The sequence below is a fragment of the Magnetospirillum sp. 15-1 genome, assembly GCF_900184795.1.
Taxonomy (GTDB): Bacteria; Pseudomonadota; Alphaproteobacteria; order Rhodospirillales; family Magnetospirillaceae; genus Phaeospirillum.
On the sequence record NZ_FXXN01000015.1, the window covers coordinates 13,486 to 32,347 of the forward strand.

Annotated in this window: 1 protein-coding gene; it reads right to left on the reverse strand. The window is 66.5% G+C overall.

Annotated elements, in window-relative coordinates; translation table 11 throughout:
* Positions 1-296 precede the first annotated feature (296 nt).
* The gene (locus CP958_RS02465; RefSeq protein ID WP_170958806.1) at positions 297-18,815 is read right to left on the reverse strand and encodes a LamG-like jellyroll fold domain-containing protein; all 18,519 of its coding nucleotides are present in this window, start codon (positions 18,813-18,815) and stop codon (positions 297-299) included.
* Between the last annotated feature and the right edge of the window lie 47 nt (positions 18,816-18,862).

An 18,862-nucleotide genomic window follows, 5' to 3' on the forward strand; every position in this document is an offset into this window, starting at 1 on the left:
CCCCCTTGATGAACTGTCAGGTTGCCGGGAACAAAGCAACCCTCGTGCCAAATTGGTTTTGCCCGAACCGTCCAGCCTTCGCGCCTATCCGCGCCGACCGAGTGCCAAATTCATAAGCAACCCCGTCATACATGAGTGATTATTAGGCAGGCAACCCAGATTCGAACCATTGCAGCCTGGGGAATGTGCAATGCGCGCCACCGTTGCCAAAAAGCAACGCTTGTCAGCTTTGCGACAGGCAAAAGAAAACCGCCGCCCGGTCAGGCCGGGCGGCGGTGTGACGGAGGGCCCAAGGCTCAGCCCACGTGGGTGTGGTTCTCCACGTAGACGTGGGTGTCGCCGTTGGAATACTGGGTATAGCTGTCGTGCTGGCCGTTCACCGTCAGTTCGGCGGCGCCGGTAGCCTGCCACCCGCTATCGGCCAGGGTGACGTTGCTGCCGCCGATCACCACCAGGGCGTTGGTGGTGCCGGTGACGGCATTGGTGCCGTTCAGCATGGAATGCAGGTGGGCCAGATCCAGAACGGCGTTGTTGTTGCTGGCATGGCTGAGGTCCAGGACGTCGAAGTTCTGGATAGCGTTCTTCCACAGGGCCGACAGGTCGAAGGACTGGCCGCAGGCGTTCTCCCACTGCAGGGTGTTGCCGCCGCCCGAGCCGCCATCCAGGAAGTGGAAGGCGAGGTCGGAAACGCCGATGGTGTTGTAGCTGCCATGGCCGGCATAGACGTCGGCGCCGCCATTCAGGTGCACCACCTCGTTGCTGCCGTAGCCCACCACGTAATCGGTGCCGCCCGATCCGCTGTAATAGCCGTTGCCGTTCACGTAGCTGGCGGAATGAGAGGTCACCGACAGGCTGTTGCCGCTGACGGTGGGGTCCCAGATCCAGCCGGTGCCGCTGTCGATGCCGTGAATGACGTCGAACGAGCCGGCCTGGCTGGTCCAGGTCAGCAGGGTCGCCGACATCTGTGTGTTGATGGTGCCGTGGGTATAGAGGTCCAGGGTGCCATCCAGGGTCAGGACGCCGTTGACGTTCAGGCGGTCGAAGCTGCTGCCCCAGAAATCCATCACCACATGGGAATCGTTGGCCAAGGTCAGGCCGCCCGTAACGTTCAGCGTTCCGGCCGAAGTGGAATCGCCGGGATTGATGTAGCCGTGGTTGACGAAATCGGCATCGACGACGTCGATGCCGCCGCTGCCGCCGATCTTGCCGTGATTGTCGAAGTGGGCGTGGGTCATGGCGCCACTGTCACCGACCGTCAGCGAGTTGCCCCCGCTCAGCGACAGCGTGGCGTGGTTGTCGAAGGTGCCCACCGTCAGGTTCAGGGCGTGGCTGACACCGACCACTCCGTAATTATCGAAGCTAGTGGCGGTGATGGTGTCGGCGTCATTGGAACCACCGATCACCATGCTGCCGTGATTGGTCAGCACGCCGTCAACGATCAGCGAGGTCCCGCCGAAATCGCCGCCGCCGCTCATCTCGATACGGCCGAGATTATCGAGGGCATGGGCCAGGGTCAGGGTGGAACTGATCAGATCATTGCCACCGGACACCAGACTGGAATCAATACACAATATGGCGGCGGCGGCAACCTCCAGATAGGAGCCGATATAATTCGCCCCCATCATGACGAGGCCGCCGCCCTGGGCCTGAAGGGTTCCGGAACCGCTGAGCGACGTCGACGTGATCGTGCCGCCATTGCCGATAGAGACGGTGTTGCCGCCGATTCCCACCGTGCCGGACAGCACGGCGGCTCCGTAGATGCCCAGCGAGCCGCTGCCGCTCAGGCTGCCGCCTCCATTGAGGTGGAAGCCGCCCATATCGGTCAGCACCGAGTTGGCCGCCATGGACAGCACGCCGCCGCTGATATCGAGGCTCGACGTCCCGTCCAGGCTGGCCGCCACGCCAAGGACGACGGTGCCGCCGCTGATGTTGATGGTGGCGCCGGTCAATGACAGCCCCCCCACGGCATCGTTGCCCGACGCGTGATTGACCGTGACATTGGCAATGGCCGCCATCGTCTTGGAATCCGGAACGGCGCCGCCCGACCAGTTTCCTGCCGTGCCCCAGGCCCCGGACACCCCGACGGTCCAGATGCCGAGATGCTCGTAGACCGCCACGTGCTGGGTGCCGCTGGCGACGTTGTTGCCGGTGTCGGTCGCCGAATAGGTAAAGCTGTCCCACCCGGTGAAGCCAGCGGACGCCGTGTAGGTATAGCCGCCGCTGCCGCTCACCGTGACGAAGCCATGGGACGCGTCGCCGGTCTTGGCGAAGGTCAGGGGGCCGCTCTCGGGATCGATGGCGCCCAATTGGCCGGTCCCGATTCCGCCGGCATAATCGGCCACCGGCGAGACAAAGCCGGCCTCATAGGTGATGGGCGCCAGATTGGACCCCGAGATGGTGACGTTCATGGTCCCCGAGGAGACCAGCGAGGTCCCGTTGGAGGAATCCCAGACGTTGAGGGTAATGGCGTCGCTGCCGGTCCCCAGGGGCTGGGTCGCATAGGTCGCCCCCGACAGCGCGGCGTTGATGCGGTCCAGCGTGCCGGTGAAGATAAGATGCGAGCTCCCGTTGACCGTGCTCGACACGAAGGAGAGGCCGCCGGTGGTGCGCAGCGAAATGCTGCCATGGCCGGCCACCATGTCGACCGTGAACTGGTCGCCGCCGATGGCTCCCACATCGTCGGCCACCTGGATATTCAGGGCATGGCTGCCGTTCTCGGCGACGCTGAAGTTGGAGAGACCGGACAGGGTCGGCTCGTCGCGCACCGAGCGCACCCCGATGGCCACCGTGCCGTAGGTCAGGTTGCCGCTGCCGTCATTGATGGCGACCACGAAATAGTCGGAGCCGAAGTAATTGGCGTCCGGCTTATAGCTGTAACCGCCGGCCCCGGCGCTCAGCGAGCCGCCGGTCAGGAACACCGAATCCGCCGCCAGGGTGGTGGTGCCCAGGACCGAGGTACCGGTCAGGGACAGGGTGCCGTGCTGCGGCCCCTGGGCGATGGTGGCCCAGGTGGGCTGAGTCATGTTGACGTGATCCACGTCGAACAGCCCGGCCCGCAATTCGGTGTCCTCGCGGGTGGTGACCACGTCGTCGAACAGAGCCGCCTTGGCTCCGACCAGAGAGGTCAAGGTGGCGGTGCCGGCGCCATGGCCGGTGCTGTCGGGCGTCGTGCCGGCGGAGGTGGTTTCCAGCCGCCAGTTGCCGGCCAGATGGTCCTCCTGGCCGCTCAGCCGGATGCCCTGGTATGTGTTGATGTCGCTCGCCGACCGCGCCGTATCCCACACCCGGACGTCGGACATCAGGCCGTCGTAGAAGGCGGTGGTCCCGTTGCCGTAGCTGCCGATATCGAAGGAGCTGATGCTGCCGAGACGGCTACCGACGAAGGCCGAGGACGAGACGATGGGCTGGCCGTTGACGTAAAGGGTCGCCACGTCGTTGTGCACCGTCACCGCCACATGGCTCCAGACGCCGATGCCGACGGCCGGGCCGAGAAGGGTCAGGCCGGCGGACGGCGTATTGGACCCGCCATCCCCCACCATGAAGAAGACCAACTGGCCGTTGGCGATCTCCAGATTGAACAGGTCGACGGTGTTGCCGCCCAACTGCGAGGTGACCGACAGGATGGACTGGTCGGCGGACACCGTATCGGGCCGAATCCAGGTCTCCACGGTGAAGTCGTGGCCGAAATCCAGCTTGGAGGTATCGGCCACATGGACATGGCTGGAAGAGCCGTCGAAATCCGATACCTTGCCGCTGGTATTGACGTAGACCGCCTTCTCGACGGCGCTCATGGTCCAGTCGGCCAGCAGGTTGGAAGCCGACACCGCCGCCGCGCCCTGGGACATCACGCCCTGCAATTGGGTGCCGTCCAGGGACGTGTTCCACACCGCCACCTCGGAGAGGTGGCCGCTGAAGGGCTGGGCCGGAGTAAAGAGATTTCCGCCGACCATGGCCGTGCTGGTCCCGGTGGTCGGAAGGTTCAGGTTCACATGGGTGGCGGGCGTCATGAAATCGGTGGTATAGCCGCCGCCGGCAGCCAGTCCATCGATATAAAAGGAGATGTAACCCTGACCGCCATGGCTGGTGGTGTCGTAGGTCATCGCCACCTGATGCCAGCCGGTATCGGGCAACGCCGTGCCGGTGATCGAAGTGAGTCCCACGCCCTCGAAGCACAGACTGCCGTTCTGGATCAGGAACTGCGCGGAGCTATACATGCCGCCGACATCGCCGATGCCGACGATATCCTGACGCCCGGAGCTCGCCGCACTTACCCAGGCACTATAGGTGAAGGCACCGGTACCGGTGGCCAGAGTGGAGGCATTGGCCGCCACCAGCCCCTGGCTGCCGACCGCCAGCACCGCATGCCCGTCGAGCGTCGAGAGCGAGGTCCCCGTTCCCATGGCCAGACCATGGTTGCCGACCATGTCGGCGACGGTGGAGGCCAGCACCAGATTGGCGTTGTGGCCCGAGCTGTCCAGCACCATGCCGGTGGTGGAAGTGGATGTGGAACTGATGCGGTCCATGCTCCACTCGGCGATCAGATGATCGGTCGAGACGGATTCCGTCCGGTGCCAGTTGTTCCAGATTTCGGTCGGCGTGCGGACGTCGTCGAACAGGCGCACCTGATCCAACTGGCCCACATAGCTGCCGCCGGCGGCGGGCGTGCCGCCCACGTAGAGGTTAGTATTGGTGTTGGTGTAATCCCAACTAGTCACCACGCTTTGGACCGCCACGCCGTCGCGGTAGAGGGTCAGCGTGTTGGTGGTGGCGTCGTAGGTTCCGGCCCAGTGATGCCAGGCCCCCGCATCGGCGGCGGCATTGCAGGTCACGGCCGTTCCGCCGCTGCTGCCGTCCAGCGAGAAGCGGAGATGGCCGGCGGCATCGAAACCGACGAACAGATTCTGCCCCACGCCGCCGCTGCCCTCGCTCAGAAGCGTCTGGGCCGTGGGAGTGGCCTGGGCCGCCTTGTTGGCCCAGAACTCCCAACTGAACGACTTGTTGGTCAGGTTGACGGCATTGGCCACGGCATAGTTGTCGCCGCCGAACTGCAGCGAACCGCCCGCCGCGCCCGAACCCATGAATTCCACCGGGCTTTGGGTGTTGACGGACAGCAGCTTGGTGGTGGTGTTGCCGTCGCTGCCGGTGGCGACCACGTTGAAGCTGTCGATGCCGTGCCAGCCGGAAGCGGGCGTATAGGTGAAGGTGCCGTCGGCATTCACCACCAGGGTGCCGTGGGTGGGGGCCGTACCCAATGCCCAGGTGACGTTGCCCCCGGCGCTGGTCGGCGCGATGGCGTCCAGTGTGCCGTGATAGGGCGAGCCGGCCATGGCCGAAAGGACGTCGTCGTAGATGGGCGCATCGTTGTGAACGATGGTCACCGCGCTGCCGACCACGGTCCCGTCATGGTTGGCAGCGGTGGAATCCTGCACCACGCTGCCCACCGGAGCCTCGTCCAGGCGCCAGTAGCCGGCCAGGCCGGCTTCGGCGCCGGTCTGCTCGCTGTTCATGGCATGGTTGACCTGCAACCCCGACAGGGCGGCATTCCAGATTCGCGCCTCGGCGATGTCGCCGTGGAATCCCAGGGTGCCGGCGGCGGTGGAACCGATATTCAGCGGGCCGCTCAGGCTGAAGGTCCCGACCGTGCCGGCGACCTCGGGGGTGCCGTCCACATAGATGATGTAGGTCCCGCCGGGAGCCAACGTCACCGCCACATGGTGCCACAGCCCGTCGTTGAGCACCGAAGTGGAGATGGCGCTTCCCGCCGAATTGACCGCGTCCACATGAATCTTGCCGTCGGCCCCCACGGAGATCGACAGCCCCTGCCCGGCCGTCGCGCTGTCGGTGGAGAAAATGGTCTGGGCGGCGCTCCCATACGACGTCCGCACCCAGGCCTCGTAGGTCAGGGGGCCGCTGCCCTGGCCGACACCGGTGCCGATGCTGATGTGGCTGCCGCCGCCGAAATGGGTGGCCGTCTCGGGAACCATGGCCATGACCGGCGGATTGTCCGACGGCAGGATCAGCTGATGGCCGTTGCCCGACAGGTCCTGGAGGCCGCCCAAGCCGTTCCAATAGCCGATCAGGCCGGATTCACCGCCATCCAGCACCTGATTGTAGTTGCTTCCGATATCGGAGGCCGAACGGCCATAGCCCCACAGCCGCACATCGCTGATGGCGCCGTCGAAGCCGTTCGCCCCGGCACCGCTGACCTGCGACTGCCCGACCCACAAATCGGCGTTGGAGGACAGAGAGTTGGTGAAGGGATTGATGATCGACGAGACCGCCTCGCCATTGACATACAGGGTGAAGACATCGCCCGAGCGGGTGACCGCCACATGGGCCCAGTTGCCCGCCGTCAGGGCGGTGGGTGATTCCAGGGCGTAGGCGGAGCCGGTCCACAGGCCGTCATCGGTTCCGTCGGAGGCCATGAACGCCAACTGCCCATGATTGAGCAGCAGGCGCAACTGCACGGTGCTTGCCCCCTGGCCGAACTGCTTGGACAGGATCACCGCCTCGTTGGCCGCGATGGCGGCGGCGGTGGGGTCGATCCATGCTTCCATGGTGAAGTCGCCGCCGCCCAGCCAGGTCATCTGGCCGGCATTGGCGACCACCGCATGGTTGCTGCCGTCCAGAAGCAGTTGCCCCATGTGTTGGGTGGCGCCGACGATCTCGGTGGGGTCCTCGACACGCAGCGCCACGGTCCGGCTGGACGACAGGCCGTTGGCGGTCGCGGTCAGGGTGAAGCTGTCCAGGCCCTCATAGCCGCTGTTGGGCTTGTAGACGAAGCTGCCGTCCGCATTGAGCACCAGGGTGCCGTGGACCGGAGCGGTGCCGGTGCTGTAGCTGATGGCCGCGCCGCCGGCGTCGTGGGCAAGCAGCGCGCCGTGATACTGGCCGTCGCGCGGAATGCTGAGGCCGTCGCTGTAGACCGGCAGGTCACCGGTGCTCTGCACCACGTTGGTCACGCCGGAGGGCAGGCTCAGGGTATGGCCGTTGCCCGACAGGTCGGTCAGGCCGGTTCCTACCCAGGATGCCCTCAGCCCCTCGTCGCAGGCATCGCTGGAGACCGTCTCGTCGAAGATGTCGGCGGCGGAACGCTCGACGCTCCACACCCGCACATCGGCGATCTGCCCGTGGAAGGCGGTGGCGGCATCGTAGCCGGTACCGGCCGCATCGCTGCGCGCGCCGATGGTCAGGTTATAGGAATTGCTGATATCGGCATCGAGCGCCGAGACGCTCTTCACCGCCACGCCGTCCACGTACAGGGTGTACTGGTCGCCGCCGCGGGTCACCGCGATGTGGCTCCATTGGTTGACGGTCACCGACCCGGCCTGCAGCACATAGCCGACACCGTCCGCCCCGGTCAGGTGCAGGGTGGGCACGCCGTTGTGCAGGAACAGGCTTATCACCGGCTGGGTGCTGCCCGGAGCATCCTTGGCGATAATCATCTGATCGCCGGTCAGCGTGGTCGGCTTGACCCAGGCTTCCAGGGTGAAGTCGTGGGCTCCCGGATCGAGGATATCGCCGGCCGACAGATACTTGGTGCCATCGAAGGTGAAGGCCTGGGCCTGCTGGACGCTGGCCACCAGATCGGCATGGTTGCTGGAGGTCCAGGTGGTACCGGCATCATAGCTGCCGTTGACCGCGCCGGTCTGGCTGTAGGCGATGGTGCCCGTCCCCTCGTCCAGGCTCCAATACCCGGTCAGGCCGTATTCGTGCCCGATCAGGCCATGGGTCATCATCTCCTTGATATCGGAGGCCCCCAGCGCCCGCGACCAGATGGTGGCGTCGCCCATATCGCCGATGAACGGCTCGTTGCCGTCGGCGCGGATGCCGAGAGAGGACACGTTGCCGCTGGTGTGCAGGTTGGTGTAGCCGGACGAGGCTCCCGCCGCTACGCCGTCGACATAGTAGGTGGCCGTGCCGGCACCGTCATAGCTGACCGCCACGTGGTGCCACATGCCGTCGTTGACAACCTCTATCGACGCCGCCGCCCCGCCCTGCTGGGCTCCGTCCAGTTGGAGCGTCCCGTCGGGCGTGATGTACAAGATGATGCCGTTGCCGCTGATGTTGTCGCCGACGCTGAACAAAGTGGAAAGGGCGGTACTGGAGGTCTTCACCCACGCCCCATAGGTGAAGGCGCCGCCGCCGGTGACCGCCAGGGCCGGGGCGTTGCCCAGGCTCACGTTGTGGCTGGCGTTGAAATGGGCGGCCCGCATGGGCGGAGTGCCCACATGGCCGCCGGTCAGATTCATGTAGGCGTCGTAATTGGTGTCGTTGCCGGCTCCGTCGCCGTGATGGCTGTCGAAAGTCCAGTTGCCGATCAGGTTGTCGCCGGTCTCCGACGTCAGATTGAGGGCACTCCCGATCTGCGACACGCTCAGCGTGCTGTTCCATACCTTGACGTTGTCGAACATGCCCCTGGCGAAGGAGCCATCGCTCAGCTCCGAGGCGATGGCCATGGTGTTCAGCGAGGACAGGCAGGATGTTCCGCCGCTCGTGTCGGAGACCGTGGCCGAGAGAGAGCCGTCGAGATAGATGCGGGCGGTACCGCTGTCGTAGCTGACCGCCACGTGATGCCAGGACGACGAGGTGATGGTGGCCACCCCGGGGGAACTGGAGAAATTGCCCGTGCCGTCCTGGTTGACATAGAGTCCGAGATGGCCGGTGGCATCCACCGTCGCCTTCAGCAGCGCATTGGTGCCCGACCCCAGGCTGAACAGGGTCTGGACCAGATTGGCGTTGCCCAGATTGACGTCGAACTCGACACTGATCTGGTTGTCGCCGAAGACGTCGCCGGGCAGGTTGATGGTCGCCGCCTTGGACGTCCCGTTGGCGAACAGCACCGCGCTGCGCTCGGCGAAACCCGCCACCGTGGGTGCCTGGGGCTGGATATAGGCGCCGGAGATGTCGGACTGGGTCGGCGCGGTGACGACGCCGGCCAGCTTGATCAGAGTCCCGTCGAGGGACGAGCCCCGCACGGCAAGCCAGCCGTCGATCCCATCGGTCATGAAGCCGACGGCATTCTGGCCCAGGCCGTCGAGCAGCGCCGCCGTCGCCGAAGGCGTCCCCAGCCAGGGCAGATTCTGCACATAGGTCAGGCTGCCGGCCGCCGACAGATCGATATGGTCGGTGCCCGAGACGAAGTCCGAGATCACCGCCGGAGCGGCGCTGGTGGAAATGGTTCCGGACGCGAAGGTGAAGACGTCGCCACCGGCATTGCCGGTCAGGGTGTCGCCACCGGCTCCGGCGATGAGGGTATCGGCCCCCGTCCCGCCGATCAGGGTCTGCACCGCGGCATCGGCCCTGGCATCGAGCGTCACCGCCGCATCGCTCAGATGGGCGTCCAGGGTAGTGATGCCGGCCCCCAAGGCCAGCGACCCCATGGTAACGGAAACCGGCGAGCCCGAGGCCGCCAGGCTCAGCACCTCGACGCCCGCCACGTGGGCGAAGGCTGCATCCGCCACCACACCGCCGCCGGTGAAGGTCAGGCTCAGGGTATCGGTGCCCATGCCGCCGCTGACGGAATCGGCGCTGGAGAAATCCGATAGCCGGAAGGTATCGTTGTACATGCCGCCGATCAGGGTGTCGGCCCCCGCACCGCCGTCCAGAGTCATGCCGCCGGAGCCCATCGCCACCGAGATGGTGTCGTTGCCCAGACCTCCGACAACGCTGGCAAAGCCGGAACCCACGGTGATGACGTCATCGCCGCTGCCACCGCTCAGGACCCGCAGGTCGCCGTTCCCCCCCACCGTCAGGGTCTTGCCGTCGCTGAAGCGCAGCTCCTCGACGCTGGCGGCATAGAGCGAGGTGGTCCCCGAGATGAACAGGCCATTGCCCGAGCCGAAGATGGTCCCCGAGCCTTCGGCCATCTGCAGGCTGACCACGTCGTGTCCATTGCCGCCGATCATGTTGGTGGCGCCGGTGCCGGCCGCCAGGGTCACGCCGGAGCCGACCTGCGAGGCATCCAGCGACATCGTGCCGGAGGTCGCGCTGGCATCGATGGTGACCAGACCGCCCCCCTCCGCCAGGGACAGGGCCAGAGACCCCGAGCCGCCGAGCACCAGATTCTCGATGCCGCCCAGCTTGGCCAGGGTCGCCGCCGAAAGGGAGCCGCTGCCCGACAGGATTACCTGATCGGTGCCCGCGCCACCCACCACCGTACTGGCCTGCAGCAAGGTGGAGACGCTCATCTTGATGATATCGTTGCCGTCACCGGCATTGATGGTGGCGAAACCGCCGCCCACGTCCAGGGTATCGGCGCCGGCGGTGGCGGTCAGGACCGAATTGCCGTAGCCGAGGTGGAGAACCTCGCGGAAGACGTCGGTCCCCGAGGACCCCGGCTGCAGCCAGGTGACCTCCACGTCGCCGTTGGCCAGGGTGGTGACCGAGGGGTGCACCTCGTTGGTCACGGCGGCGGCGGAAACCGCGAATTCCGATCCGACCACCTGACCGGTGTCGCTGAAGCGCTGGGCGAAGACCTGATGGTTGCCCGAAGCCCCGTTGTCCCACACCGCCAGGAATCCGCCGTCCGGCAGGGCGGTAATCGCGGGATAGGCCTGCCAGCCGGTGGTGGTGGTGTTGACCAGGGTCTCGGGCGTATTCAGCGGCACGCCGGTGGGAGAGAACACGCGGCAGTAAACGTCGTAGGTATTGGGGAGCCCGGGATCACTGTGCCAGATGGCCGCGAAACCGCCATTGGCCAGGGCGACCACGTTGCCGCTGTTTTGCGTGCCCGGCGTCAGGCTGTTGAGCTGAATCAGCCCGCCCATGCCCCCCGAACTGTCGATGATGCGGGCGAACACACCATCGCTGCCGACCTCGTCGGTGGCACGCCACATGACCACCACGCTGCCATTGGACAGAGTCGTGGCGCCGCAGACCGGATCGATGGCGGCGGTCCCCACGGTGACCTCGCCATTATTGACCTTGCCTCCGGCGGAATCGAAGAACTGACCGGTGATCTGCCGCGCGCCGTTGGAACCGCCATCATCCCAGGCGACAAAGAAACCGCCATTGGCGGTCGGTGTGATCACCGGCCAGGCCTGGAATCCATCGGTTATGCTGTTGACGATGAATTGGGGGCTCACCGTGCCGTTGCCGGTGTAACCGCCGACGTAATCGGCGGGGAAGATGCGGCCGACGACACCGAAATCGTTGCCATCGGCGGTATTGTCGTGCCAGATCGCCACCAGCTTGCCGTCCAGCAACTGGACGAACTGGCCGTCCCACTGGTCGCCGGTGAAAATCTCCTCGACCACGAATTCGGTGCCGACCTCATTGCCCGCGGCATTGTAGCGCTGTGCCACCACGCTCAAAGCATTGCCGCCCTGGCTCGGACTCGTCCAACTGATGATATAGCCGCCATCAGCCAATCTGATGATGAACGGGGCACTCTGATCGCCGTCATCGATGGCATTGACCTGGCTGGCGGTGCCGAGAGTGATCGACCCCGTGCCGGTGACGCCGACCGCCAGCGTCCGGTCGCTGAAGACCAGCGACTCGACCCCGGACAAGATATCGGTGCCGTCGTTGCCGTCCTGGGTGTTGATGTCCTGCACCGTGATGGTGCCGTTGCTCTGCGAGATGCGGTAGCCGGCGGCGGAGCCGTGGAATATGGCCCGGTCGGCGCCGGAGCCGCCCACGAAGGCGTCATTGCCCGAACCGCCGGTGAAGGTGACGCCGCCGCTGGTGGCCGAAGCATCCACCCGGGTGATGCCCGCCGCGCTGCTGTAGCTGTCGAAGACCACCGACTGGCTGAGGGAACCACCCGACAGGCGCAGGGTCTCGACCCCGGTGACATGGGCCAGGGCGACGGTATTGTTCAGCAGGCCCGAGGTGAAGTCCTCGAAGGTGATGGAATCGCTGCCCGCCCCGCCGGTCACCGTGGCGTTGTCGGCGATGCCCACATGGAAACTGGTGGCGGCACTGCCGGCAACCAGCAGGTCCGCCCCGCCGCCGCCGGTCAGATCGTAGAAGCCGGTGTCGCCGCCCTTGATGACATCGGCGAAGCTGGAGCCACGCACCCCGTGGATGTTGATCAGGGTATCGGTGCCGGTGGTCAGGGTGCCGTTGACGTAATAGCGCTCGACGGCGGTGCCGGCGGCCGCGCCGGAATAGGTGCTGCCGCCGAGATTGACGGTGACCCCCGCTCCCGCATGCTTGTAGCTGGCGATGACCGAGGCGCTGTTGCTGCCCGTCAGGATATCGTTGCCGGCGCCGCCCTCCAGCGCCGACCAGCCGCTGGTGCGCCCGGTCAGGTTGTCCGCCAGGGCCGAGCCTTCCAGTTCGGTGATATTGTAAAGGGTATCGGTCCAGGTCGAGGTGCCTTCGGTAATGGAGGCGAACCCGGTGCCGTTGCCAAGCGACGCCGTCACCGGGCCGGAATTATAGGTGAAGCTGACCTTGCCGCCGACGATGCCGTAGCTGGTGGCGGTGCTGTCGCCATAGATGGCCTGATTGCCGCCGCCGACGAAGAAGGTATCCTCGCCACCGCCGCCGATCAGCGTCGCCTCGCCCAGATTGCCGAGGATGATGTCCTCGCCCGTGGTGCCGGTCAGGGTGGCCCCCGCGGCGGAAAGGCTGCCGCCGCCCGTGAAGCCCACCACGTGGACGTTGGGGTTGTTGGTGGAGCCGGTATAGATGTGGTCGATGCCGGCGCCGGTGCCGGCGAACTGGTTCTTGATCACCAGATGGCCGCCGCCGGCATTGCCGTTCAGGTCGATGACCAGATCGTTACCCACCTGACGGGCGCCCTTGAGCCCCTGGTCGGTGACCTTCGAGCCGTCCAGCACGTTGGTGCCGCCGGTATCGATGATGGTCATGGTCCCCGACGAGGTCGCTGCGGCCAAGTAGGTGTCCGAGCCGCTGCTGCCGGTCAGCGTGGCGACACCGCTGCCGGAGGCCAGGGAGACGGTGCCCGAATTGGACAGGGCGAATTCGTTGACGCCGTGGCCGACCAGCGAGGCGATGCCGCTGGCGTTGATGTTGGCCACGGTATCGACCACCTGGACGTGACCGCCGCCCGACTTGGTGAAGGTCAGGGTCAGCGCCTGCACCGCGGTTACCGGCAACGTTCCGCTATCGGTGATATCGAAGGTGTTGATGCCGTGAGCCTGCAGATTGGCGACCCCGGCCGCAATGATGTTGGCGGCGGTATCGGCGACGCGGGTATTGCCGCTGCCGACTGATACCAGCAGCGCCTGCTGCGCGGTTAGGGCGGTGACGTCCACGTGGACGCTGACCGCCTGATTGACGGTCACCGCGGCGGCGGTGCCGTTCTGGGCCGTGGCGGTGATCAGCAGGGTGCGGTCGCCGAACCAGTTGGTGGGCATGTGGACCGACAGGGTGGCATTGGCCGCCTGTGCCGCCGTCAGGGTGATCACGCCGCTGGCGTTGGGAGTGAGCGTGACGCTGCCGACGGTCAGCGAGGAACCGGCCTGGAAGCCGCTGATGCTGATGGCCGAAATAGTCTCGCCGAGGTGAGTGTCGGCGACGTTCAGCGCCAGATCGAAGGCCGTGTTCTGCAGGCCGCTGACCTTGGCGGGAACGGTGATGGTCGGCCCCTGGGTGACGGGAGCGACGGTCAGCGTCAGTTGCTTGCTGGTGTCGACCGAGATGATGGCGCCGGGATCGGCCGCGAGGTTGTGAGTGGCCGTGGCGGTGACCGTCAGAACGATCTGGCCGCTGTAATCGACGGGCGGAATGACCGTGATGACGCCGCTGGCCGCCTGACCGGCGGTCAGGGCGAAATTGTTGCCGCTGGCGGAGATGATCGTGGTTCCGACCTTGAGGATCGTCCCCGAGGGCGCCCCGGAAATAACCACGCCCGATACCGTCTCGTTGGCGTTGCCGTCGCTGACCGCCAGGCTGAACGTGGCGCTGGCGTTTTCAAGAATCGACAGCGACGACGGCACCGTGATGCCGGCGCCCTCGACCACCAGCGAGACGCTGGTATTGGCGCTGACCGTCGTATGGGTGGTGGCGTCGGTATAGCTGACCGTGTAGCTGAAACTGTCCTTGCCGGTATAGCCGGCGGTAGCCGTGTACTGAATCTGCTGATGGCCGCCGACGGTAACCACCGAGACGGTGCCGTGACTGGCGGTGCCCGCCGTCAGGGTATAGCCGCCAAGACCGCTCAGCCCGCTGTTGTCGCCGCCGCGCTTGTCGTTGGCCAGCACGTCGATGACCGTGGCGCCCGCCTGGGTGAAGACGGAATCGGCAAGCACCGTCGGGGTCGACCACTGCACGCCGAGATTATGGACGGTATTGTCCTGGGCGACGGCGGTATTGGAGGTCTGGCTGACCAGGGTGGTCAATTGCTGGACCAGGGTCGAGGCGTTGCTGGCGTTGGTGGCCTGGGCCAGGGCCGCCTGGGCGGCGGCGGCGGCGCCGGTCACATCGCCCGAGCTCAGCGCCGTCGTGAAGTTGAAGGCGATGGCGGTGGCGGCGGTATAGGCGTTGTCGGCGGCCAGCTTCTGGCCATAGACGGTGTTGGCGGTGGCCGCGTCGGCATTGCTGCCCAGCACGGTCAGGGCCTTGCCCGCCGCCACGGTACCCGCCGTCAGCGCCTTGCCGGCCGGATCGTTGGCGGTATGGGGCAGCCCCGGCAGGACGTTGTTCAGATAATTGGTCAGGTCGGCGGCGGCGGCCGCCGCCTTGGCCTGGGCGGCGACGCCAGTGGCCAGCGCGTTGGCGGCGGCGGTCTTGGCGTCCAGCACCGTCTGCAGCGCGGCGTCGTAGACGGACTTCCAGTAGGTGATCTGGGTCGTCGGATTATAGGTCTGGGCCAGGGTCCAGGCGGCGGCGGCATCGTTCTTCGACCCGATGGCCTGGAGATAGGCGTTGCCGGCGGTCACCACCGCCTGCTCGGCACGGAACACCTCGGTGGCGGCGACACCCACCGCGTTGGTGTTGGCGTTGGCGGTGTTGATGGCGGCCTGGGCGGCGGAAAGATCGGTGTTGAGCTTGGCCAGCGCGTTGGTGACCGAGGTCAGGTTGGCGGCATTCGACGTCGTGGCGTAGGTATGCAACGCCGCCTGGTAGGCCACGGCATCGGCCTTGACGGTGCCGAGAGCCGTCAGCACGGCGGCGGGGGTGCTCAGCACCGAGGACCCGGCCAGGCTCAGCCCCTCCCCCACCTGCACGATCACGTCGTCGAACTTGCCGCCGGCATCGCCCATCCGGCTGGTGGCCGTCGACAAATCGTTCTGGGTCTGGGCGCGGACGGTGGAATTGCTGTCGGTGGAATGGGTGCGGGCGTCGGCGGCCGCCGTGGCGGCGGCGGTGGCGAAGGTCTGGGCGGCGGCGGCATCGGCGGCGGCGACCAGATCGTCGGCCTTGGCGGCATTGTTGAGCGCGGTGGCGATGTTGTCCTTGGCCGCCTGGAGTTGCTGGTCGAAACTGGCCGCCTTGGTCGTCGCCGCATCGTTGGAGGCGCTCACCTGGCTCAGCGCCTTCTGGGCCGCCTGATCGGCCTGGATGGCCTGGGCCAGGGCGGTGGAGGTGGAGGTCTTGGCCGCCTGGGCGGCCAACGCGGCGGCATAGGCGGTATCCACCGCGCTGAGGGCGGTCTGGGCGCTGGTGACCTGGGTGGAAAGGCCGGAAAGAATGCCCGACAGGTCGCCCTTGTAGCCGAGCGCCAGGGTCAGCGCCCCGTCGATGGCGTTAAACGCGGTGTTGGCGGCGGTGAAGGCCGCCTGGGCGGCGGCCGTCGTCGCGGCATCGGCACTCGCGGCGTCCTTGGCCGCCTTGGCGGCGTTCCACATGCCGTAGAGGGTGCCGAGATCGGTGCTGTTGGTGCCGCCCAGCTTGACCAGCAGGGCGTCGTACTTGCCCTGGATGGTCGTCTTCAGGTCCACCAGACTGCCGCTGGTGGCCGATGTGGCCGAGTTGATGATGGCGTGGACATCGGTTTTGGCGGCCAGGGCGGCAGCCACGTCGTCGGCCCGCAATTGAGCCGCCGAGGCATCGGAGGCGGCCAGGGTCAGGGCGGCCTTGGCGTTGGTGGCCAGGGCCAGTTGGGCTGCGGCGGCACTCGCCTTGGCGTTGGCCGTGCTGGCCTGGGTACTGGCGTCGGCGGCGGCACTGGCGGCCGTGGCGGAATAGCCCTTGGCAAGGTTCACGGTGGCGGTATCGACGGCATTGACGTCGACGGCGTCAGCGTTGGCCTTGGCGACATCGGCGGTGGTCACGTCGGCGCCGGCGACGGTGCTGGCACTGACGGCGGCATCGGCGGCGGCCGCCGCCGTGGTATAGTAGCCCTGGACCGTGGCGATCAGCGCCGCCTTGGTGGCGTTGTAGGTCGCCAGGGCGTCGCCGGTGACGTTGCTGGGCGGTGTGGCGGCATTCAAGGCGTCGAGTACGACCTTGATGGCGTCACGGCTGGCGGCGGCGGCGGCGGCGGCATCGACGGCCGACTTGGCCGAGGTATGGGCGTTGGTATCGGCGGTAGTGGCGTTGCTCTTGGCGGCGGATACCGTCTGGGCATTCTGCAGATCGACCTGCAACTGCAATGCCTGGGCCTGGGTCATGGCCTGGATGGCGATGGCGTCTTCCTGCTGGGCGACGGCCACCTGCTGGTCGACCTGCGCCTTGACCGACACCGCCTGCTGATAGACGCCCAGCGCCGACTGGCGGGCGGCCGTCACCGCCGATTGATTGGAACTGAGAGCGCTGGAGAAGTTGGAGGGCAGGCCGAGGCTGACATTGGCGTCGGTGCCCGACCAACTCGCGCCGTCGGCTCCGATGCCCAGGGAATGCAGCACCGCCAGCGCGCTGGTGACGGCGTTGCCCGCCGAGGTCTGGGCGGACAGGGCGGCAGTGACCTCGGCATCGGCCTGCAACTTGGCGCTCTGGGCCGCCGAAAAATTGAAACTGTTGGTGGCAGCGTGAGCCAGGGCGCTGTTGGCGTCGGCCTCGGCCCGGCCGGCGGCGGCGGTGGCCGAGGTCAGGGCGGAATTGACGGAGGTCAGGGCGGCGGCGGCGGCGGCTTCCAGCTTGGCCTGCCAGGCCGCTTCGCCGGCGCGCTCGGCACCGATGGCGGTACCGTCCAGCCCGGCATCGGTCGCCACGTCGCTCTGCTTGTCGGCGTAATGCCCGGCGGCGATGACCGAGGCGTCCTGGGCATTCTGGTAGGCCTGACGCGCGTTGGTCAGAGCCGAACTGGCCGTGTCGTAGGTCGACTTGGCGGTGGCATAGGCGTCCTGGATATCGCTCACCGCGTCGCGCCAGATATCGACCAGGGGGTTACCGGTGACGCCGTTGGCCTGGCTGATGGCGGCCTTCAGATCCGTCACCAATTGAATCTGATCGGCGGTCAGGCCGGTGGTGGCGCCGTTGGTCAGCGCGGTATAGGCCAGATCGGCGGTCCAACCGGTGGGAATCGAGGTGATCGACGCCTTGGCGGCATTGAAATAATTGCTCAGCACGTCCATCAGGCCGCCGCCCTGCACCACGAACGCCGCCTCGGCGGCGGCGGCGTTGATCAACGGCGTCTCGATATTGAGCAATGCCTGATGCGCGTTGGTGATCGCCGCCTCTGCCGCCGCCTTCAGGCCGGGCAGCAAGGCGGTATCGGTGGCCAGATCGGTATCCTTCAGCCCACGGGTGGTGATCAGCGAGCCGTCGCTCCAGGCGGTGGCATTGGAATCGTTGAGGCCGGTCACGAAAGCTTGGGCGTCGCCATACTTGGAATTGGCGTCGGTGACGGGCGTCACGCTGCTCTTGGCATTGGCCGTGGTCAGCGCGGTGACCCAGGCCAGCGCCTCCGCCCCGTGGCCGGAACCATCGGCCGTGACCTTGGCCGCGTCGACAACCAACTGGTCCAGGGCCGTCTTGGCCAGCGCCAGTTCGTAAGTGGCGGTATAGGTGTCGCCGGTTGCCGCCAGGGCCTTGTTCACATGATCGAGCACGGAAGCATGGTCGGCAAGGACCTGGGCGAAATCGTTTTTAGCCCGCTCGGCCGCCGCCGCATCTTCAGCCTCAGTCCCATTGACGAGCTCATGAAACGTGGTCAGCGCCGTGGCGACCGCCTTCTCGCCCGCCTCCTTGGCCAAGTTGACCAGGATCTGCTTCAGCCCCTGGACCTGCCTGGAGGTTTCCTGGGCCATGGCCTCCTGCACCGCCCTCATCTGCTCGGCGCCGCTCGGTCCCTGCTGTCCGGTGGTCGGCGGCGGCACGGGCGGCGGCGGCGGGGTTTGCTGCTGTTGCTGCTGGAGCTGCTGCTGCACCGCCTGGGCGGCCTGATTGAAGGCGGCGGACAGCAGATTGGCGGCATTGGGCAGCGCCGCGCCGGCATTGCCCGCCACCTGCATGACCTGCAGCGCCGACATGGTCATCGGCGTCAGCGCGCCGCTGGCCGACAGGCTGGCGGCCTGGCCGGGGCCGTTCAGGGTAAGGCTCTGGCCGGAATTGGTGGTGATGAACACCTCGCCGGTGACATCGCCCTTTTCCTGCATCATGGCGACGGTGTTGGCATTGCCGGCCAGGCCGGTGCCGCGCACGCCCACCGTCATGGTCGGGGTCTTCAGCGACAGGGCGTCGGGGGACGCCTTGGCGATCTTGCCCGACACCAGGGCGAAGGCGCCCGATTGCAGGGTCAGGTGGCCCTCGCCGGTCTTGCTGTCCGGGTCGTAGGCCATCTTGTCGAGGACCAGCTTGCCGTTCTCGCCCAGCGACATGGAGGTGCCGTCGTTGAACACCACACCGACGGCGCCGCCGGCCTTGGTGAGGAGGGTATCGCCCTCGTGGACGGGATCGCCCTTGTTCAGGGTCGCGACCGTACCGTCGGCATGTCGCACCTCGACGGAACCATTCAAGGTCTGAATTGTGCCGATCGAGCCCGATGCTACGTCCCTTGGCGCCA